This is a genomic window from Desulfobaculum senezii (genome assembly GCF_054657395.1).
The window spans coordinates 70040-90136 of the sequence record NZ_BAAHYU010000004.1 but is presented as its reverse complement, the minus strand read 5'-3'; the positions used below and the strand labels follow the sequence as shown (position 1 = coordinate 90136).

The following is a 20097-nucleotide window of genomic DNA, read 5'->3' as shown; positions in this document are numbered from 1 at the left end:
TTCTTGGTGTGATTGAGGGGGCCTTTTCTTAGCAACGGTATGGGGTTTTCGTTCACTCATACTGTAAAAATACTCGCCTTTCCGCAAAAACACAAACCTTCCGTGCGTTTCTACTTCATTTTGACTGCGTTTTATAGTCCTTACCCATCGTTCTGTGTGTTGTGTCGCAACCCTGCCGCAAAGGTATGAGCCGTTGAAGTCCGGCAGGTCTTTGGACGTTGGGGTTGGGTGGTGAAGTGCAAAGAGAACAAGTATCGCCATGCCTTTACGCGTGGACTGATTGGCGTTATGAGTGCCGTTAAAAAGTTCAATGATGGGGGGTATATGAGTAAAGGCGTCACGGTGCGCGCCACATATAGCGTTGTCACTCCGATGTTTCTGTCTGGTGCTGATCAGTCACAGCCGGAGTTGCGCGTGAGTTCTATACGTGGTGCGCTGCGGTTTTGGTGGCGGGCATTGGCATGGAGTCGCCTTCGTGGGAATTTGAAGGCACTTCGTGACGAAGAGTCGCAGTTGTTCGGCAGCACATGTAGGCAGGGGATGTTAATGCGGCTCGTTGGTGAGCCGAAGTTGGGAACGCCCAAAAGGTTGAATACCAAGGCCCCCTTTGCATTCAATGGTAATAAGAAAAGAGATGGCCTTGTCTTCCTGTCGTATGGAGCCTTGGAGCAAAACGGGAATGTTGTACATGGTGTCTATCAGAGCCCTTCTGTTTTTGAAATAGAATGCTTGATGCGGAAAGAACATGCAGAGTTGCGTCAAGATCTTGTTAAAGCTCTTGTTGCTCTTGGGACATTTGGAGGACTTGGCGCAAAAAGTCGCAATGGGTTCGGTAGTCTAAATATTGAGTCAATTTCATATGGCGAAGCCAATGACCACCAGAATATTGAAAAAGAGACTTGTGATCGTGTTGGCGAACTGCTGAGGGGGTGTGCGCATGATGCAACGCCTTCATATTCTGCCTTCTCGGGGTTTTCTTTAGATGGATGCCCGTGTCAGGTCGTCGACCTTGGCATAGATGAGAACGAGCCAGCAGAGGCCATCAACAGTGTTGGGAATGCGTTGAAGCATTTTTTATATAATGTAGAGGCCAGGCGTAAAGAAGATACGGCTCTCTTTGGCCTGCCCAGAGCTGATCTCTCTGACGCACGTCGTGCCGCGCCGATACACTATCATGTCTATAAACGTGGCGGGCGATATCGCGTGCTGGCCACGGTGTTTCCTGCTGCTTGGCTCTTAGCTGATGATGGCGGGGGCAAAGCCAAAGCTTGGAGCGTCCTCCAAAGCTTCATCGAAACCTTCCCCAATCGCGAAGTCCTTTACTCCGCATCGGAGGCTACTCATGGCTAAGAAGTATTTTCACTTCTCAATTGGCCCGGTGCAGAGGTTCGTGGCGCAGTCTCGTCGGACGCGTGATTTGTGGGCGGGGTCGTATGTTTTGTCGTGGTTGATTGCTCATGCAATGCGTACGGCGCAATGTGAGGGCGGTCAAATCGTTGGCCCTTACGTTGATGATGATGCGTTGAAGGCCTTTGTTGATACTGCATACGATGGCCCCCGGCCTCGTTTTGGGCAGTTGCCGAACCATTTTACGGTTAACCTCGGTGATGTGGAGGGCAATCGCGTCCGCGAGGTGGCGGAGCTGGCGGCTCAGGCTGTGCGCGGCGCATGGAAACACCTTGCCGGCTGCGTCTATGAGTACATTGAGCCTGCTGTTGTGGCGGATTCTCATTCCGCTAAGATCAAGGATCTTTGGGATCGTCAGATTGACGAGTTTGGCGAGATTCATTGGGCAGTATCGGATACTCCCAGCTCTTCGATTCTTCACCAGCGCAAGGCGTGGCGAGTGCCTTCCGCGAGCGACGAGTGCGGCGACCCGTGTTCGGTTATGGGGAGCTATCAGGAGCTCTCGACCTATGACCGCGCCCAGGACGGGAAAGTCGCGTTTAAGGCCCAGAAAAGATTCTGGGAGTGTGCCCGGACGCAGGCCGCTTACGGCGGGAAGAAAGGCATTTCCCCCTTCGACTTGCCGGAGTTTGACCGGCTTTGCGCCGTGGCCTTGGTGAAGCGCCTTTTCCCTATGCTGGCGAAGGATGATGAGCGGCTACTGGGGTACACGCTGAATGTGAAGCATTGGCCGTCCACAGCGCATTTGGCGGCTTTTGAGTTCACGGAGAAGCTCAAAGGCGTGGATCTGGGTGGTGAGCTCGAAAACTATCCCAAGCTGGTTTTCAGGGCCGCGAAGGAGGTCCCCGGCGCGACGCTTCGTGGTGCTTTTTGTGGTGTCTGCGAGCAGGAAGGGGACGCGACGTTTGAAAACCTCGGCGGCGAATACTACTTCGAATCCGCATTGTTGAATTCGTGGACCCGCAACGCCTTTTCAATGCGGAACGGTGGAGAAAAGGGCGATGCGCTTGCCAATGGGCTCGCCAAGCAGCTCCGCGCCCTGTGCGACAAAGCTGGCGGCCACCCGTCTCCTTTCTACGCTGTTCTGCTTATGGACGGCGACCATCTTGGAAACCTGTTCCATAGCAAAAACGCTGACGAAGCCCGCAACATCTCTCAGCAACTCGCAAAATTCTGCGGTGGCGTCTCGTCTGTCGTTGGTGAGCGCCACGGTCATGCCATCTACACTGGTGGTGATGATGTCCTTGCGCTTTTGCCTGTGTCCACGGCTGTGGACGCGGCGCGCCAGTTGAGAAGTCTTTATCGTGAGTCGCTTTGTTCTGAGTCCTCCGACGCTACCATTTCTGCAGGGATTGTGTTTGCGCGGTTCAATGTGCCGCTTATGGACGTCATTGCCGAGGCGCACCATACGCTTGACGACATTGCCAAGGAGGAAGCGGGGCGTGATGCGTGTGCAGTGACGGTTCTTAAAAGCGGGAGCGATAACGTGTGCTGGCGCGGAAAGTGGGGGCAGGTTGATGCTGTTCTTGAGGCCAAGAAGGCTCTTGAGGATGAGCATCTTTCGCGCAGCTTTACGCACCGTATGCTTGGAATTTTCCAGAAGCTGGTCCGCAATCCTAAGCTGAAGAATGAACAGGTTCGGCTGCCCGAAGACGTGGGCATACAAGAAATCATCAAGAGCGAATACGAGCGTTCTGTGGATCGGCGTGGCGATACCTTGTCGAAGGAAGAGGTTGAGGCGGCATCTGAAATCTTCCTCAGGGCGATTGAGTGGGATGAGTCAAGCGATACGCCGCCGGCAGATTCGCCTTCTCAGCAGAATGCGGCTGACGACGGGGGCAAGAAGCTCTCTGCGCAGCCCAAAAGTTACCAGCCGTCCGGTTTACTTCTCGCGCGGTTTCTGCAGCAGCACGGAGGGTTGATTCATGACTGATTCACGACGCTTTTTCTCAATGAAGCCGGTTGATTCGTGGTTCTTCCGCGATGGCCGGCCGATGCACAGTAATGAAAGTGCACTTGGCAGCTTCAAAAGTCTGTTCCCGCCGTTTGCCTCCACCGTGACCGGTTGCCTTCGTGCGGCGTTTGCGCGCTCGGGCGGGTGGAAAGGCCGTTCGCGCTGGAGCAAGCAGTTGAATGATGACCTTGGTGATTACAACAAGACCGGGCCGCTCCGGTTTGCTGGGCCGCATCTTTGCAAGGAGGAGACGCTCTACTTCCCTGTGCCGCAGAATCTGTATTTCGAGGGCAGACAGCCGCGCGCCATGGCATCGCCTTCTGAAGCGGTCCATATGACCGACCTGTCGCCCGAGCCTATCCGTGTTCCGGAAGTGCATCCGTATGCTTCAGGCTTGAAGGTGCGCGATGATGTGTATGTTTCGCGTGATGGACTGGCCAAGATGCTTGAGGGGACGCTCCCTGACGAGGGAGAGCTCCTTCCTGCGTCAGAACTGTGGGCATACGAGTCTCGAATTGGCATTAAGCGCAAGGCTGAGACGCTGACCACGGAAGAGAATGCTCTCTATACCACGGAGCATGTGCGTCTTCGTGATGACGTGTCGCTTGTGTGCGGTGTTGGCGGATTGAAAGGGGCGTATGCGGCGCCTTCTCGGCCCCAGCCTTTTGGCGGAGAAGGGCGTTTGGCGTCCATTGAGGAATTGGTTGGCGAAAACATCCCGTCGCATTTCACCGCGAAGGGCGCCCCTCTCGCGCAGTTTGCTTTGTATCTGCTCACCCCGTTGAAAATGGGCGAAATGTCGCTTGTCCCTCACTCTGCCATCAGGGTGGGCGGGATAACGTCTTGGCTCCAATGCGCCGTCACAAGCGCAGTCCTTCACGTTGGTGGATGGACGAATGTGAAAGATGAGGACGGTGCGGTGAGCTTTCGTAAGCAGATGCGTTCTCCCCTGATGCTTGGCGGGGCGGTGCTGTACTGTGAAAGCGAGACAGCGAAGCTGTGTGCCGGAGATGTTGTGCATATTGGTGATGAGACTGAATTTGGATTTGGCGTTGCTGTCGTGGGACAGTGGAACGTGGAGGGGAAATAGATGAAAAATTGCGTGATAGGTATGGTGGCAGAGACCGCCATCCATTTTGGTGTTGGCCGGAGCGAAGGCGTTGTTGACCTGCCAATTGCCCGCGAAGCGGCCACGGACTTTCCTGTGATTTATGGATCGGGGCTGAAGGGGGCGTTTCGGCAGTATGTGCGTGAGGGCGTCGCTTCGGGTGAAAGCGCTGTGAATGAAAAGGACGTGTTTGGCGACGAAAAGGCCGAGAGTGCCGGCCGTCTGTGTTTTTCCGACGCCCGCATTTTGTTGTATCCGGTTCGGTGCCTGACGGGGGCTTTTGTGTGGATTACGTGTCGTACGGTGCTTGAACGGTTTAAACGGGATATGCAGCGGTTTGGTAAGGCGGTCGAATTCGATGTCCCAAGTGTGAAAGATGGCCAGGCCGTGACCTCATTCAAGGCGGATGAGGGGAAAGTGCTTATCGAAGACCAGCTCTTTAACGCCTTGCAATCGAAGAAGCTTGATCCTGAGGCTGATCCGCTTTTTTCGTCTTTCGATATGGTGATACCTGTGGAATCCGTCCGGAGCCAGTTGCAGGAGCGTTTTGTTGTCCTGAGCGATGACGATTTTGCTCATTTTGTACGATTTGGAGTGCCAATTGTCGCCCGTAACGTTTTGGAAGAGGGGACAAAAAAGAGCAAGAACCTTTGGTACGAAGAGCATCTCCCCGCCGACACGGTTATGTATTGTGGCGTCACTGCTCGCAATGGAAACGTGAACGATTTTGTTTCTCAGTTTGAGGTGAATCCCTATGTGCAGGTTGGCGGAAACGCGACTGTCGGACAGGGGTGGTTTAATATGAAGTGCGCGGGTGGCGAGTAATGGAACAGTTGTATGAGCAGAAGCGTGCGGCGTATGCGCTTGGCTGTGTGAAGGATATCAATGACAATCAGTCGGATGCCGTCAAGACAAAATACCGTACGGCTGTACGTAGCTTGGGGCCTTCGGTCATCATGAGCGGCCTCGGGCAATCGCTGGCAACACTCTACGCCAGAGGTGAGCGGAACAATGGAGATGATGGTGCCCGCTTGCTCCTGAGCCATGTGATTCAGTGGATTGGCAGGTGTGCGCTTGTGGAGATTGATGAGGCGCGCAGTGCTCAGCAGTTTTTCCTCAGAGTAAATGCATCTCCGCGAAAAACATACAACCTTATGCGAGTTGAAGTCGTTGCGCTCTTGGAGTGGCTTTCAAAGTACGCGGTCGCAATGCTCCCCAATCCGAAAGATGGGGATGGGGGTGAGTAAATGGCAAATGACGCGTTAAGCATAGAAAAGGTGTTTTACTCACAGCTTGAGACGTATCTTGGCAGAAAGTCGCACTTTGCGTTTAATTCGCTCCTTCACGATACGTTGTTCGCGTTTGTGGCGAATGCCAAAGGGTATTGGGATGGGGGAGTTGAGGCGGATTTCTTGCACCCCTCAGTCCCCGTCCCCGGCGGCCTTGAGGAGCGTCGGAAAGCGCTTGTGGCGCGGTGGCGGAAGCGGGCAGGGTGTCAGGCGTTGTCTTTTACGGCAACGACCACCTCGCGCTTTGTAACGGGTATGGGGCTGCCGCATCCGAAGGAAAATGGGTTTTCGTGGATGCGGCCGTATGGCGTGCCCTACATTCCGGGGAGTTCGCTCAAGGGGATGCTTCGGGCATGGTTGGCGGATTGGTGCGGGTGGGGAGACACTGAGGAAGGTAAGGCGCGTCTTGATGCCCTCTTTGGCACTGCGGGCCAGATGGGTGAGATTGTGTTCATGGATGTGATTCCCACCGGGAAAAGCGTTCAGCTCGCCATGGACGTGATGACGCCGCATTATGGGGCATATTATGGGGCGAGTGACGAGGAGTTGGAGAGGGGCGAGAATCCGCCAGCAGACTGGTACGACCCTGTGCCTATCCAATTCCTGACGGTTGAGTCGGGGCAGGCTTTTCGCATTGACCTGTTGTTGCCACGACAGGATGATGTTGTGGAGAAAGCGCTTTGTGATGAACTGCAAGACAGTCTTGAGCAGTATGGTATAGGCGCAAAGACATCGTCTGGGTTTGGGCGGTTTGCGTTGGAGAGAGTAGAAGAGGGGGGAAAGTGAGTGCGTTGAAGAAGGGGGAAAGTTTTTCTGAATTTATTTGGAAGAGATATTTGACTGCGATAGGTGTCGTTGTTGCAGTGGTCTTTGCTGCGGTGATGAGGATGGAATACGCACTTTTGTCTCGTGACGTAGGCTTTTTGGAGTCTATAGATTCCATTTCTTTCTATTTATCATTTTTTGTTATTTTAACGAATATGGCATTCGCATATGTCAATGTTCGGGGGCAATGGATTGATTCCTTTCCAAAGTATATGAACGTCCATTTCAGACGGCGCGGCGCAGAGATAAAGCATCTTGGGACGAATGGAAACCCTATCCCTGTGGTATGCGAGGCTGATATCCGTTCGCTTGCTCAGCAGTATGGAAAGTCTCGGAATAACGATACGAATCTTCCGTTGCAGGTTGATTATGCTGTTGTCGACGAAGTGGAGATGCAGAATCGGCGGAAGATATATACGGTAACGATGTCCTTGCGGCCTCAGAATTCTGAGCATCATTCGGCGAGGAAGACAGTGACATCGTAGGTAGAGTTCGATTCGGCCGAGGGAGGCAGCACGGTTGGCGTCAAAATCAAGCCCGAGGTTTACCTTACCCCGGAAGGGCCGAGCCGGACATGATGATGGGGTGCGGGGCGTCGGGGCTCCCCGGTCTCCTGCCCCACTTTTTTCGGCGAAAAACCTTTTGTGCAGGGGCGTTCTGGGCGTTGTGTTCGTCTGGGTCGAAAACTCGTTTGGTGAGCTTTGCGGTTGTGGAAAAGTCCGTTTTGAGTTTTGCGAAGGTCTTGATTTGACTGGGTTCTGTTTTCCACAGACCTAGGCCATTTGTGGACGTCTGTGAAAAACTGTGCGGGAGGGAGTGAAAATGAAGACGTCCAGAAAAATGCTCTTGCAACTGCCCTGAATTATAGGGTAATTATAGGACAATCTCAAATGAGATGTCCGTACCGGTATGGGTTGTGACCCCCTGCCGCGTTTGTTGACGCGCCGCGCTACTCAAATGAGATGTCCGTACCGGTATGGGTTGTGACTTAACACTAAGTAGTTAACACCAGCTCTATAATCTCAAATGAGATGTCCGTACCGGTATGGGTTGTGACTGAGCAGTGTGATTGAACACTACTTGCATGGTACTCAAACGAGATGTCCGTACCGGTATGGGTTGTGACTTGATGATCATGTTGTCCATCTCGGGCATGACTCAAACGAGATGTCCGTACCGATTCGGGTCCTGATTGCTTAGAGCGACACTTCACAGCGGCTTCCATGGCTCAAACGAGCCCCCGGTGTCGGCCCGTCTCTCTTCAACCTGCAACGTAACTTCCCGACGCCAAAGGTGACGCCCTATGCCGAACATCAGCGCTTATGTCGTTGCCTACGGTGTTTCCGACGATAAGGAGCGGCACCGGGTGTCCAAGGTGTTTGAAGGCTTTGGGGAACGGGTGCAGGGGAGTGTGTGTTGAGCGTTTCCGGCAAGCAGCGGCTGTGCGCGCGGCTGGAGGCGTTGGAGTTGGCGACGGGGTGTGAGTGTGTATCGCCTCGCCCCTCGCGAGTACGGGGACGACCTCGGAGAGGTGCCGCCGCAACTAATTGATTCGTATTCTGTGGTGATATGAACGCTCTGCCCGATGTGATGTGGCGCGTGCTGGACGTGACGCTGGTCAACACGCGAAATGTGTTTGCCCGCCAACATCCTTTGTCTATCCTTGATGCGGTATGCAAGCACGCCGCACGGCGCGGCGGAATTGATACGCCGTACTTTTTCCACCCCGTGGGTCAGGCCCTCCCTTCGCGTATGGCAAGGGGAGGGCTTTATCATTTGGAAGTCATTTTCCCCCGCGCAAGCGAGGCGGAGGTTGGGGCCTTTACGGCGGCCCTTCAGGCGCACTTGGCTGACCCTCGGAACAACTTTCGGATTCAGGGGGCTCCCACAATGTGGGCAGAGGCCCTGACGGACCGCGTGGAGGCATTTCGGCACTGGGCGGGGACGCCGAAGGAGGTTTGCCTTGATTTCCTGACTCCGTTCCCCTTTAAGCCTAAAAATGCAAAGCGTCGGTGGCTGTTGTCCCCCAGGGAATTTGTCGGCGCACTGTGTCGGAGGATTGAACGGTTTTACGGCGCGGTTTCGGTTGATCAAGTGGCTCTGTCCAGTGGTCTGGAGCTTTTGCCGTATTATTGGAATTACGAGCAGCACAAACACCCCTCGCGGTCTGGGCGTGGCGTGCAATATGTTCACGGCATGGTTGGCCCCCTGTACATCAAAGGAGACATCGAAGCCGTTTTGCCGTTGGTGCTGGCCGGGGAACGGCTACATATAGGGCGGCGGCTTGCGGCTGGGATGGGCTGTTATCGCGTTGCGCAGGGGCAGCCTTACTTCGACACCGTGTTGACTGAGCAGCGCTTTCAGGAACAGGTCGCCGACCGTATGCAGCGCGAGTCGGACCGCGCCAACGAGCTGGAGCATGATTTCGGAAGCGTGCGTAGCGCCGTGGCTCAGGTCTGCGAAGATATTTGGGACGGGTGCTATGAGCCTGTTCCCGCCACGATCACAGAGGTGCCGACAACGTCCGGGGCCGTGCGCTGGCTCTGGAGCTTTGATGCCAAGGATGTCGCCGTACAGCATCTGCTCCACACGCTGCTTGCCCCGGTGCTCGAAAAAATGTTCGAGGACGCGAGCGTCGGGCACCGCAAGGGGCGCTCGCGCGAGACGGGACGGCGTATGGTGATGCAGGCCGTTCGTGAGGGCTACTCGCATGCGTTGGAGGCGGACATTCAGTCCTTTTGGGACGAGATTCCGCATGAGCACCTTTTTCGGATGCTGGCGGCCGCACTGCCCGATTCGGACAGGCAGACATTGGCGGCTGTTCGGGCCTGTGTTGAGTGCCCTGTTGCCCGGCAGGGGCGTGTGGAGAGTGCATCGGCCGGGCTTGCGCAGGGAAATGCGCTTACTCCGCTTTTGGCGAACCTGTACCTCGATACGCTTGATGAGCATATGGAGGCGCAGGGCTATCGGCTGGCCCGTTACGCGGACCGGCTTATTGTGTTGGCGCGTTCTGCCGCGGAGGCTGAATCAGCGCGGGCGGCGCTGTGCGACATCCTCGCGAGGCTTGGGCTGCGTCTGAACATGGAGCGTGCGCAGGTTGTCACCAGTGCACAAGGATTTTCGTTTCTCGGGCGGACATATGGCCTTGGGCTGGACGATGAGCTGGAAGGGGAGGCGCCTCTTCGGCGCACCGTGACCGTGACCAACCGCTATGCCTTTGTCGGCGTGGACCATGATGCACTCTGCGTGAGGAAGGGGGAGACGGACTTGGCGCGGGTGCCTCTTGCCAGAGTGGAAAACATTGTCATGCAGGGGAATAACTCTCTGTCCGCGCGGTTGGTGCAAAAGTGCGTGTCGGAGAATATACCCATAACGTTTTGCTCTGCTGCGGGGCATTATGTTGGGACTGTTCAACCGGATTCCAAGCGGCATTACCACGTTGCCGGACGGCACTTGCTACGCTTTGAAAGAGCTTCTGGTGCGGAGTTGGCGCACGCTGCACGGGATTTTGTGACAGCAAAGCTTGCCAATGCCTTGCAGTGGCTGAGGGGGAGGGCTGTTCCTGCGCAGCATTGTGCTCCCCTTGCGGACGTGCTCCAGCGAGTGCGGAACGCGCAAGGTGTTGCAGAATTGCGGGGATACGAGGGTGAAGGGGCGCGCCTGTGCTTTTCGCTCATTCAATCGCTTGTTTCGGATGCGCGTTCGGAGGGCGGGTTTGCAAGCCGTAAACGTGAGCCGAAAGCCAAGGCCGACAGGTGGAACACGCTGCTTGATTGCCTGTATATGCAGCTTTTCGCACGGTTGAACCTTCTGGTGCGCGCTCAGGGGCTGAATCCCTATTTGGGATTTCTGCACAGCCACAAGGACAACTTCGAATCCCTCGTATGCGACTTGCAAGAGCCATTTCGTTTCCGCATGGACCGTCTGGCCCTACGAATGGTGAATAAACAGGAGATACGACGCGACGACTTTGAGTGCTCCAAGGCGGGACGCCACCGCCTGACGCGGCGTGGATTCGCCAAGGTTGTGGAAGCCTTCGAGCGGGAGCGACGCGTCCAGATGGCACTGGATGACCACACCCTCGGCGACCTGCTCGCGGCCCAAGTCGGCGCGGTGAAACGCTGGGTCGGCGGCGCAGGGCTTGAGGTCTACACATGCGGCACGCCGATGCACGCCCAAGGCGCGTGTAAAAATATCTGAGAAAGTGCAGTCCTGACGGGCTGCTTGTGGGAGACTCTTTTTCTGGGTCGGGGCAGGGCGTTTTGCGTGGAGGTCCTGTGGAAAGTGCGGAGAAGCAGAGTTGTAATCCCTTGGAAGTATTGCCTAAAAAAAGAGACGACCTAGAACATTTTTGGACGTCTGTGGAAAACGTCCAAAAGAGCCACCAAAATGAGGACGTCCACAGACACCAGCTTGCAACAGACTTGAATTCTAGGGTAAATTTTTACTGGTCTCAAAAGAGACGTCCGTACCGGTATGGGTTGTGACCTCGGCAACGCGGCCTCGTAAGCGAATGCACTCTCAAAAGAGACATCCGTACCGGTATGGGTTGTGACATTCTGCTCGTACGTAGCCATATCGACGTAGTACTCAAAAGAGACATCCGTACCGGTATGGGTTGTGACCGAATGCGCTCCGAGGTACGCGGAGCCGGAGAACTCAAAAGAGACGTCCGTACCGGTGCGGGCTATACCTTAGCATCAGGCCTTGAGCAGGCGTGATGAAGTTCGGGATGTCCGGAGGTTGTGGAAGAGCTCGTGCTCTCTAGAGGGGAGGACATGAGGAATTAAGAGGAAAGGCAAAGGGAGAATCTGTGGCGTATATCGGATGTACTCAAAAGCTCGCTAAAGAGCTTGAGGGGCGGCTGACACAGGAAGAGGCCCCCCTAGGAACGGGCCTCCATGGCTGGCATGCCAATCTGTACTCCTTTTATGACCGCAAGTTCGTGCTGCTGGTCAACGATGCCACCCGCTTTGCCGTTATCTTTCCCGTAATGAATGAGACGGAGTTCCAGGACTTCGAACGCCTCTTTCGCGAGAACTTCAAGGCTGAACTCACTCGTTTGGGCTTTGCGCCAGACGACGTCGCAAAGGCGCTCCTAGCCCTCGGGCCAGTAACATTGGGCAAAACACATAACCGGAGCGTCCTCGGCACGATGAACGATATGGCCTTCTGCCTCGAAGGCCAACTCCACCTCCTCGGTCGGCTACCAGAAAACAATGAAGAACTCTGGACACTGACCCGAATACTCAACGAAATGCCCTGTAACTCCAAAAATTACAAAAAAGCATTCTTCCCCTCCGAACTCATGACCGAACTCCTCGCCAGCCTGTAACACTGGCGAAACGATGCTACTGCGCGCTTCTTTGGAGCCTTGGTCCCGCTTACAAAATCGTGATTCTGAAAAGTAAGATTTTTTCGAAATCGATCGATGTGATTCGGCATGGAGAAATGGCGCGACATTGATTCGTTGAGCCGGCGCATCAGAAGTGGTCCGAACAAACGGGACCACTTCTGGGTTACATGTCGGGGGAGAGGGTGTGCTCGGCGTCGTATCGGTTTGACGAGCCAACCTGCCAGCCGCTGGCGGTCAGGGCCTCAATGATATCCTGCTGGAACAGCTTTTCGCGCGGGGCGGGCATGTGTCGAGATTCCTGAAATACTGGGAATAACGGACACACGCGATACTACAATAGTACGCGAAGCTCAATATGGACGGGGCGAAAATCAGGCGTTGATGCTACTGAGGATGTGGTTGGCCCTCTTGGCAATCACTGTGCAAATGCGGCGAACAGTGGGGGACTCGCCGTACTCCTCGCAGAAGACGTCAGCGGCGAAGTCCGCCATGGATGCCGTCTGGTCCGTCATATCACGAAGAATCTGTATAGTGATTTCCGGCTTCCATCCCGCAAGCGCGCCGAGGCGCTCCCAGTGCCTGCGCATGATATAAGCTGGGTCTTTCTGTTTGCCGATTCGCATGGAGAGGCGCGTGGTCAGCCCTTCGTACACGGCGGTGGACATCAGGTCGTAAAAGGGGGCAAGGCGCGGCTTGGGCGGAGCGTCGTAGAGGAGGGAGAGGTTTTTAGCGTGGCCGTCCGCATTGCCGATGATGAAGTTGAAGACAGCCCACTGAAAGAGCAAGATTTTGTCATGGTGAGGCTCACGGCAATGGTCGATAAGGTGGAAGCAGTCGGCAAAGCCGGGGCCGCCTTCATTCTCGTATTTGATCTCCGGAGGGACGCCGAGTGCCTGACAAAAATCTTCCTGATGGATGCGCCGTACATGGTCGTCTTCAATGGCCCGGTCATACCGTTCAACAACATAGGCGCGGGGGCGGGTGTCTGTGATAAACGAGCGTGCTGGGTTGAGGTGCACGACACGTGCGAGAAACATGCAGAATGCTTCGTTCTCGACGGACTCCGGCAGGTCGGGAACGGCGGGCTTGATGAGATGGGTACTCGGTGAGCCGTTAAGCGATAGGTAGAAGTGTTTGCCGTCAACGACAAGTGGGAGCTTGGCCTGTGCGCCAGCAAGGGAAAGGCGCATCCCTTTTTCACCGGCGAGGAGGGGCCGGGTCGGTACTTGCCGGATGATTTCACCAAAGGTGGCGAGGTCGAGCTTTTGGAGCTTGGGCGTTGACGGGGCGTCAGGCGTTTCGCCTTCGGGCAGAATAGAGAGCGCTCCAGCGCATTCCGCACCAAGTTCATGGAGCAGGCCATAAGGGTTCTTTGGGGAGACCCGCAGGTTCTTTCCGGCGAACTCGCGCGCCTTTTCTTCCGGGAGGAGGTTGTCGAAAAAGGCGCGTGTGATGTCCTCGCTGAACGGAGCGCCTTGAAGAGGCAAGCTGAGGGACAGGGGAAAGCCGGAGCCGAGCCACTCGGGGGCGTAGGCAAAGACCATATGGACTTTGCCTCGCCGTGCGATGGTGCCGACGTGCTTTGTTTCAAACCAGACGTTCAGTGAGTCCTGCATGGGTTAACTTCTGGTGTCGATGGTTATTTGCAAGTTCAGGGCGTCGAGAAGCTGGAAGACTTTGGCGATTTCGGCGGTGGATTTGCCGTTTTCGAACTCGGAAATAAAGCGCACGCCGACGCCGCTTTTTTGAGCAAGCTTTTCCTGCGTCAGGCCGAGGTCTTTGCGGCGCTGCCATGCGGCTTTTCCGAGGGAGGCGACGTTATCGACCGTGCCGGATGCAAAAAGGGGGCGCGACCTGTTGTGCTGTTTGTTCCGGGCGTTTGCAAAGAGGAGCGCCCCGCCAAAGAGCAGCCCTGCTTTAACGAGACCACCCGCCCTCTCGGTTTGGGGGCGGTCGTTGAGCATGGCCTTGAGCTCGTCCTTATCAGGCTGGTTGGCTGCTGAGGTCTTTTTGTCGTCGGTCATGAATATTCTCCCGTACGGGAACGATACGTTCATTGGTATGAAAGTCAACACATCTTCCCGTACGGTAAAATCGCGCCCCAGTCCCGAACGTTGATTTGCCCGTGACTGCGGCGGAAATGAGGGCGGTGCGGCGTTCTTTGAGGAGGGTGATGGCGTGTTGGGCTTTGGCGGTTAGGGTGTCGATTTTTGGTCATTTTTCTAGATGATTAGTAATGGTCAGCTGTTCACGAAGTGGAGGGCCTTTTGTGTGGCAGGATCAGTAAAAGCCCCGGTGTGATGCGGGGCTTGTAGTTGCGATTTGAGTCGTGCTGTGGTGTTTGAGCGTTGTTGGTCTACCGTATATGGCTTTTCTTATTAACGTTTTTCTCAGAAAGGCTTACATGCAGTCTAATCGAAAACGTTACTTCAAATATGAAGCACCTCAGCTGTCAGCCGTGCTGAGACGTCAGCATATCTCATCTTCTCTCCGCGAAGCAGAGTCGTGATCTTTTCTTTCCCCCAAATCTCAACACCGTATCTCTCAGCCTTCTGGTAAACCTTTTTACTGATGCAGTCTGTGTTTGTGCACAGGATGAGTTTGTCGAATTTTTTGTTGAGCCGCGCTTCATATTCAGGGCGTGCGTTGTACGGTTCTAGAGCGATCTTTGCATCATCAAGTGCATTTTTTGTGCATTTGCACTGGATGAGGACGTTGGCACGTTCTGAAATTGTCACGACGTCGGCCCCGAAGTCTCCTGAGGCAGGTGTAAGGTAGCTTGCACCGCCGAATTCCTTGGCTGCGAGCTCTGCAGTGAGAGCTTCGAAGAGCGCCCAGTCTATGGTGTCCAGCCAGTCTGCCGTGATGGGGGCGTCTGTTGGAATTTGGGAGCCGAACATGCCTTCCGTGTCGAAATCTTCAGGGGCGATTTCTGTTGGGCTTATGACGGCATCTTTGAGCTGGGTTTTGGCCGCAAGGAGTTGCTGGAGGTTGCTGTCGAACGATTTAAGGCTCGGGTGGGCGAGAACCGGGATATAGACGTGAACATCCTTTGTCGCGCCGATGCGGTAGACTCTGTCGGTTGCCTGCGCCTCTTTGGCTGGGTTCCAATGCCGTTCCAGGTGGATGACGTTGTTTGCCCCAACCACGGTGAGGCCAACACCTGCGGCAAGAGGGGACATGATTATAATCCCAAAGCCGGGTTTGGATTGGAATCCGTCGATGAGCTGTTTGCGTGTGGACGCACCTTTTCCTGAGCGTGACGCAACGGATTTCGTCTCGCCGTTAACGACTTCAATTTCAACGCCGTATATGGCCTTGAGGTTGATAGCCAAGGCTTTTTGGAGCTTTTTGTTGATGGCAAAAATGATGACCTTTTCATCCCGCGCTTTGATCTCTTCCAGAATGCTCAGCATGAGTTTGAGCTTTTCGGATTTGAGAAGTGAGTTTTTCGCTTTCTGGGCGTTGGATGATGAAGCCTCAGGCGTTCCACCATCGAGAAGGTCCGGGTGAAGCGATACGTCGCGCAGGCGTCGTAGGCCGGGCAGAATTGCCTGCTGGATTTTTTGGGTATCGCCGGAAGCCTTGGCAGCGGAAACGCTTGCAATGACCGCGTCATAGCGTTCTTGCTGAATACCGTTCATCATGACGCAGTAGCTTTTATCCTCACCGCCATCATGGATGATTTTTTGCGGCAGGCCGTCCAGTGAGCCTTCCTTGTTTCGCCGGAGCATCAACTCTCCAACGTGCTGGTAAAGCTGCTTGCCAACTGCCACGCGGGTGGCATCCTTTTCTGTTGTGGCCGCCCTGTTGATTGGCGAAATGTAGGTCTTGTTGAACTCCTTGTATGATCCAAGGAAGCCTGGGCTGACGGTGTCGAAGATGGACCAAAAGTCCCGCAAGCTATTCTCGACAGGGGTGCCGGTGACCGCAAGTCGGAAGTCTGCTTTGAGCGCTTTTGCTGCGCGGGATTTCATGGCGTTAGGATTCTTGATGTCTTGAGCTTCGTCAAAGATGACCATCCCCCAGTCAACCCTGCTCATTGAGAATTGATAATCACGAAGGGTGTCGTAGTTGGTAAGGACGAGACGTCCGGGCATGTCCAGACGAAGATTGCCAAATCCCTTACCGACTTTCAGCGAATAGCGAATTGCCGTCTCTGCCCCATCTTGAGGTTGATGAGCTGTGGTTTCGCGTCCGGCACCATTTTGTTTGTACCTTGGCAAATCAGCATTGGCTTGCAGGATGACGATATCCTCGAACGGGCTGTTCTCGAAGACATTTTCAACTTCTTGGTACCAGTTTTCCAGAAGGACAACCGGGGCAACGACGAGCGTGGGCTTTGGCTTGCTCTGCTCCCGAATGATAGCTTGGTAGACCTGAAGCGCTGCAAGGGTCATGAAGGTTTTGCCAAGGCCCATGTCATCCGCAAGCAATGCGCCTGCGAAGCGATTCCGCTCTGGAAAGGCGAGGGCTTCACACGCGAGGCTAAGTAGCCAGCAAATCCCTTCCCGCTGATAGTTGAACGGCTTGTATTTGCACCCGTTACCGCAAATCGGGCCAGAATAAAGTTGACGTTTTCCTGCTGTAAGAGTGAGAAAGCCGTCTGCGACGTCCTCATCGTTGAGGTCAATCTTGACCGTGATGTTTGGCCCTGACTGCGACTCGTTCGGTTCTTTGTGCGAGGCGGGTTTAGCTGGGCGGGGGGCCTTCTCATCGACGTCAGAAATGGTTTTGCCAAGTACAGCGAGAGTGTCGCTTAGCTCTTCCTTGTTTGCAGGCAGGAGAATGGTTTTATCTTTGAATGAAACGGATGTGTCGCCTTTTGACGTCGCTAGTTCAACCTGCTTTGTAAGCTCTGCGAATTCCTCTCGGTCTTTTATGAAGTTGCCCGCATCCGAAAGCGTAAAAACATCGGGTTCGCTGTCGGGGTCTCCAAACCACGTCATGGTTTGCGCGTCGTTTTCACCGAAATACGCCTTTTGGAAGACTTCTGCTCCATGCACCCTGATAGAAGGATTTTCATCAAGGTCAACAAGACTGGCGTTGATGAAAGCTGTGGGCTCTTTGAGGAACTGAAGCTTTTCGGCGGCAGGAATTTGCCTGTTTGATAGCACCTCCTGAACGCCTTCCATGCGCTTTTCATCCAGTAGGACAATTCGTTTGCCAATTCTCAGGGCTGTATTATCGGCTCCTTCCAGTTGGCCAAGACGCTCCTCAATGTCATTAGGCGCGTCACCCAGCCCAAAGTCGGGGATAAGGCGCAGGCTTCCGTCTGGGTCTTCCACAATGGATATGCTGACTTTGTCTGGCTGCTGAATGGCGGTATCGTCGAAATGTCTCAGGTCAATATGGATCCCGCCAGCTTTTGCCTGCTGGAGCGCGTAGACCGCCGCAAGGTTAGCACCTTCGGTCTTGTTATCCTCGGATAGTGCTCCATGCTTTTGAATGGAAAACAGTGCGGCGTACTGCGATTCGTCAGGCAGATACTCTTCGTCTTCGCCAAGAATGAGGAGTGGACCTGCCAAACGGTAGTGCTTTGTCCGTTGCTGATTAGGGCGGACGAGGATGAGTTCTAGACGAAATGATGGAGAGTAGCTTTGGCCACGGATCTCAAGCTCAAAGCGACCGGGCCATGGTTCAGGAAGGCCAAGGAGCATTCTGTCATCTGGCGCAAGGCGCGTCGCGACATCATCAGGAAGGAAGAATCCATTGGTGACAGGTTCAGCTTCACCTTGTTCGCAGAGCATCTGAAGCGTGACGTATTGAAATTGGAGTGCATCGGGAGCGCTTCCTTTTGTGCACTCTTCGTGCTTCAGCGAATGGAAGCGGATGCCATAACCTGAAGGCTCAATATGGTATTGTTCTGCGTTGGGTTTGGAGAAGATGGAGCTTATGAATTTTTGTAATTTCATGATCGTATCATCCGGACGTAGTCTTCGCGTTCCATGATGTCAGATGGATTGATTGTGATGCCGAGGCGTTTGAGCTGTTTGTAGGCTTTGCGTGGCCAGTTGCCGTTGTGGATAATGCGCGCGAAGTTGTCGCTTATTCCGAATTGGTCCTCGTAGTTTTCCTGAAGGCCTATGCCGAGAGGGCGAGAGTATGCATATGTCTTTTCGTATTTTCCGGCCGGGCATTCGTCTGGGAGTTTATCTGCGATAGTGAGGGCAAACGAATGGGTGCCTTCAATGAGATGAACATCCCCCATGCGGAAATAAAAGACAGTCAATTTATTGGAGTTGCTTCCTGAAAGTCTTATGAAGTGGGGAGGCTGCTCATCTTTAGTGAATCTGCTTTTGAGATATTCTTCTGGCTGTAGTCCGAGGAAGAGTTGAGCGTCCTGAACGAGCTTGTTTTTGAAAAGCCCTTCAAGGAATTTTTTGCGTTTCGGAAACATCCTCCGCATATCTTCACCGCCTTTGCGTTCGGAAAATTCTTTGACGATGTCGAGGAAGAGTTCCATGTCCATTTTTGACAGCCAACTGCGCATCAGTGCAATACGGTGTTTCCCGAATTTGCTCCACCATTGGCGGAAGTTTTGATGGCTGAACGGGACGCGCGGGTCGCCTGCGATGGCGAGGATTGTTTTGAGCCAAAGGTCGGAAGGTTCAAATCCTGCACGTGAAAGTTTGTCAATGAGCGTCTCAACGATGGGGTGTCCAATCATGAGGTTATCTTGATATGGCGCCCTGTGAACCTTGGCGTTACGGACCTCGTAGAGGATGTCATCTTCCTCATTGGCTGTAAGCCCTTTGATGCGTTCTAGGTAGTATATATTCTGGCTGGCATCATAAAAGCGCGACTGGGTGGTCGGAATGCCGAGTCGGTCCGCCGAAGCAGGGAGAGTCCTGCCCGTCTTGCCTGTTTCGCGAACGAGCCATCTGTGCCCTTCGGGGCTGATGATTCTGTTTGCATTGAGTAGAAGTTTATCCATGCCAAACATGAGCTGGTCCGGGGGGAATCTCTTGATTTGGCCTTTTGCGAATTTGCAGTAGGCCTCAAGTCCTTCGCCCATTTGGTCAAAGTGCTGGAAGAACAGCTGGAAGATTTCACGTAGGGCAAGACGCCCAACGCGTTTGTTGGGTGTTCTCTTGATGACCTGTTCGAGAGCATTGATAATTCGCGTATTCGGCGGAGTGGCCCTCAGGAACGTAGGCTCATTTGTCCACAGGTCGACAAGCGGGCGGATGTAAGCCGGTCCATCGAAGAGGGCAGTGATGTCGTTGCCAGCGAGGCCAACATGGAGAAGCTTGTTCCGCCTTTCACGGTACGCGCCGGAGTTTTTTCCGGCCTTTTTGCAATAGTGCTCCAGATCGCGCGTTAGGCTTTCAAAGAATGCACGGCTTTCTTCTGTCGCGATTTTTGGAAGATCGAGCGTTAGTTGTGGGAGGCGAATTTTGTGCATTATTCATCTCCGTAAAGGGGGGCGCTTACCTTATGCAGTTCCATCAGCGAAGGCTGCCTCGTCGTGAACCTGATGTCGATACGGCGGTTTTTGCGCATGGCTTCGGCAGAGTCCTCGACCTCGGCGATGCGGCGGGTGGCCGAATATCCACTGACGGAAAACAGCAGTTTGCCTTGTCTGTTTCTCAGGTCTTTGAGGGCCTGCCCGTATGGTGTGTTCTCAATCCAGAATTTCCAGAGCGAGATGGCCCTGAGCGCGGACAGTTCCCAATTGCCCATCCGGTAACTTCGTGCACTGCGGCTGTCTGTGTGCCCTTCGACGAAGACTGTCTCCAGATATTTCCAGCGATTTTCGCGGGTGATTGCCTGAAAGAGCGCCTCTCCGATTTCTTCGGCGGTCTTCTTGTGTTCCGGCTCAATGGAGTATCGCCCAGTTTTGAAGTGGAAAGCCTGTTCTGGGATGCGGAGAACGGAGTCGTTGTCCGAGATCTCGACGTTGATTCCCTGCTGTTTGAGCTCCTGTATGATTTCCGTGAGTATGTCTGAGCGGGCTTTGCTGGCCTGCTTCAGCTCTTCGATATTTTGAGAGACCTTGTCTTCCATCTGCGCAAGGCGAAGGAGCAGGGTGGCGCAAGCAAGGATGAAGATGACAAGCAGGCCTGCCATGATATCTGAAAAGGACATCCAGTATGGGTTGTCGCCTTCTTGTGGAGCAGAAGCGCGGCGTGGTGTTGGGTAGAAACTCATTTAG

General features: G+C 54.3%; 16 protein-coding genes and 1 CRISPR repeat array. Of the genes, 10 read left to right on the top strand and 6 right to left on the bottom strand.

Annotated features, from left to right (window positions below; translation table 11 throughout):
* The first annotated feature begins 231 nt into the window (after positions 1-231).
* The 10 genes from cmr1 to ACYQ2T_RS15250 all read left to right on the top strand — a co-directional run bounded on the left by cmr1 (position 232) and on the right by ACYQ2T_RS15250 (position 11918).
* Positions 232-1350 (top strand): type III-B CRISPR module RAMP protein Cmr1, encoded by a 1119-nt coding sequence (gene cmr1, locus ACYQ2T_RS15295; RefSeq protein ID WP_459901753.1) that lies wholly within the window; start codon positions 232-234, stop codon positions 1348-1350.
* On the top strand, positions 1343-3340 hold the full coding sequence (gene cas10, locus ACYQ2T_RS15290) for a type III-B CRISPR-associated protein Cas10/Cmr2 (protein WP_459901752.1): 1998 nt from the start codon (positions 1343-1345) through the stop codon (positions 3338-3340). Before cmr1 ends, cas10 begins: the two co-directional genes overlap by 8 nt.
* A complete protein-coding gene (locus ACYQ2T_RS15285; RefSeq protein WP_459901751.1) occupies positions 3333-4451 on the top strand; it encodes a type III-B CRISPR module-associated Cmr3 family protein in 1119 nt (372 codons plus the stop codon). The genes cas10 and ACYQ2T_RS15285 overlap by 8 nt, the downstream gene beginning before the upstream one ends.
* The gene (cmr4, locus tag ACYQ2T_RS15280; protein ID WP_459901750.1) at positions 4452-5294 is read left to right on the top strand and encodes a type III-B CRISPR module RAMP protein Cmr4; all 843 of its coding nucleotides are present in this window, start codon (positions 4452-4454) and stop codon (positions 5292-5294) included. It begins immediately after the preceding gene.
* Positions 5294-5716 (top strand): type III-B CRISPR module-associated protein Cmr5, encoded by a 423-nt coding sequence (cmr5, locus tag ACYQ2T_RS15275; RefSeq protein ID WP_459901749.1) that lies wholly within the window; start codon positions 5294-5296, stop codon positions 5714-5716. The genes cmr4 and cmr5 overlap by 1 nt, the downstream gene beginning before the upstream one ends.
* Entirely contained in the window at positions 5717-6544 is an 828-nt protein-coding gene (gene cmr6 / locus ACYQ2T_RS15270; protein ID WP_459901747.1) for a type III-B CRISPR module RAMP protein Cmr6, read from the top strand.
* Positions 6541-7068, top strand: coding sequence for a hypothetical protein (locus tag ACYQ2T_RS15265; protein ID WP_459901745.1), 528 nt, complete (start codon positions 6541-6543; stop codon positions 7066-7068). Before cmr6 ends, ACYQ2T_RS15265 begins: the two co-directional genes overlap by 4 nt.
* Positions 7069-7468: 400 nt before the next feature.
* Positions 7469-7776: direct repeats of the CRISPR family, unit length 36 nt; unit sequence CTCAAATGAGATGTCCGTACCGGTATGGGTTGTGAC.
* Positions 7777-7886: 110 nt separating this feature from the next.
* Positions 7887-8003 carry a CRISPR-associated endonuclease Cas2 gene (locus ACYQ2T_RS15260; RefSeq protein ID WP_459901744.1) on the top strand — a complete coding sequence of 39 codons (117 nt, stop codon included), beginning with the start codon at positions 7887-7889 and terminating at the stop codon, positions 8001-8003.
* Positions 8004-8152: 149 nt separating this feature from the next.
* Positions 8153-10783 (top strand): CRISPR-associated endonuclease Cas1, encoded by a 2631-nt coding sequence (cas1, locus tag ACYQ2T_RS15255; protein WP_459901743.1) that lies wholly within the window; start codon positions 8153-8155, stop codon positions 10781-10783.
* 613 nt (positions 10784-11396) lie between these two features.
* Complete coding sequence (locus tag ACYQ2T_RS15250; RefSeq protein ID WP_459901741.1) at positions 11397-11918, top strand: DUF6933 domain-containing protein; 522 nt, start codon at positions 11397-11399, stop codon at positions 11916-11918.
* A 184-nt stretch (positions 11919-12102) separates the two neighbouring features.
* Here ACYQ2T_RS15250 and ACYQ2T_RS15245 read toward each other — a convergent pair whose 3' ends face one another.
* From ACYQ2T_RS15245 to ACYQ2T_RS15220, 6 genes are all read right to left on the bottom strand, one after another.
* On the bottom strand, positions 12103-12225 hold the full coding sequence (locus ACYQ2T_RS15245; protein ID WP_459901739.1) for a hypothetical protein: 123 nt from the start codon (positions 12223-12225) through the stop codon (positions 12103-12105).
* 85 nt (positions 12226-12310) lie between these two features.
* Positions 12311-13555, bottom strand: a complete 1245-nt coding sequence (locus ACYQ2T_RS15240; RefSeq protein ID WP_459901738.1) for a type II toxin-antitoxin system HipA family toxin — start codon at positions 13553-13555, stop codon at positions 12311-12313.
* A gap of 3 nt (positions 13556-13558) precedes the next feature.
* The gene (locus tag ACYQ2T_RS15235) at positions 13559-13963 is read right to left on the bottom strand and encodes a helix-turn-helix transcriptional regulator (RefSeq protein WP_459901737.1); all 405 of its coding nucleotides are present in this window, start codon (positions 13961-13963) and stop codon (positions 13559-13561) included.
* Between the two features lie 405 nt (positions 13964-14368).
* Positions 14369-17854: an SNF2-related protein gene (locus ACYQ2T_RS15230; RefSeq protein WP_459901735.1), complete on the bottom strand. Its 3486-nt coding sequence runs from the start codon at positions 17852-17854 to the stop codon at positions 14369-14371.
* On the bottom strand, positions 17851-19347 hold the full coding sequence (locus tag ACYQ2T_RS15225; protein ID WP_459901733.1) for an EH signature domain-containing protein: 1497 nt from the start codon (positions 19345-19347) through the stop codon (positions 17851-17853). Before ACYQ2T_RS15225 ends, ACYQ2T_RS15230 begins: the two co-directional genes overlap by 4 nt.
* The gene (locus tag ACYQ2T_RS15220; protein ID WP_459901732.1) at positions 19347-20093 is read right to left on the bottom strand and encodes an OmpA/MotB family protein; all 747 of its coding nucleotides are present in this window, start codon (positions 20091-20093) and stop codon (positions 19347-19349) included. Before ACYQ2T_RS15220 ends, ACYQ2T_RS15225 begins: the two co-directional genes overlap by 1 nt.
* Positions 20094-20097 lie beyond the last annotated feature (4 nt).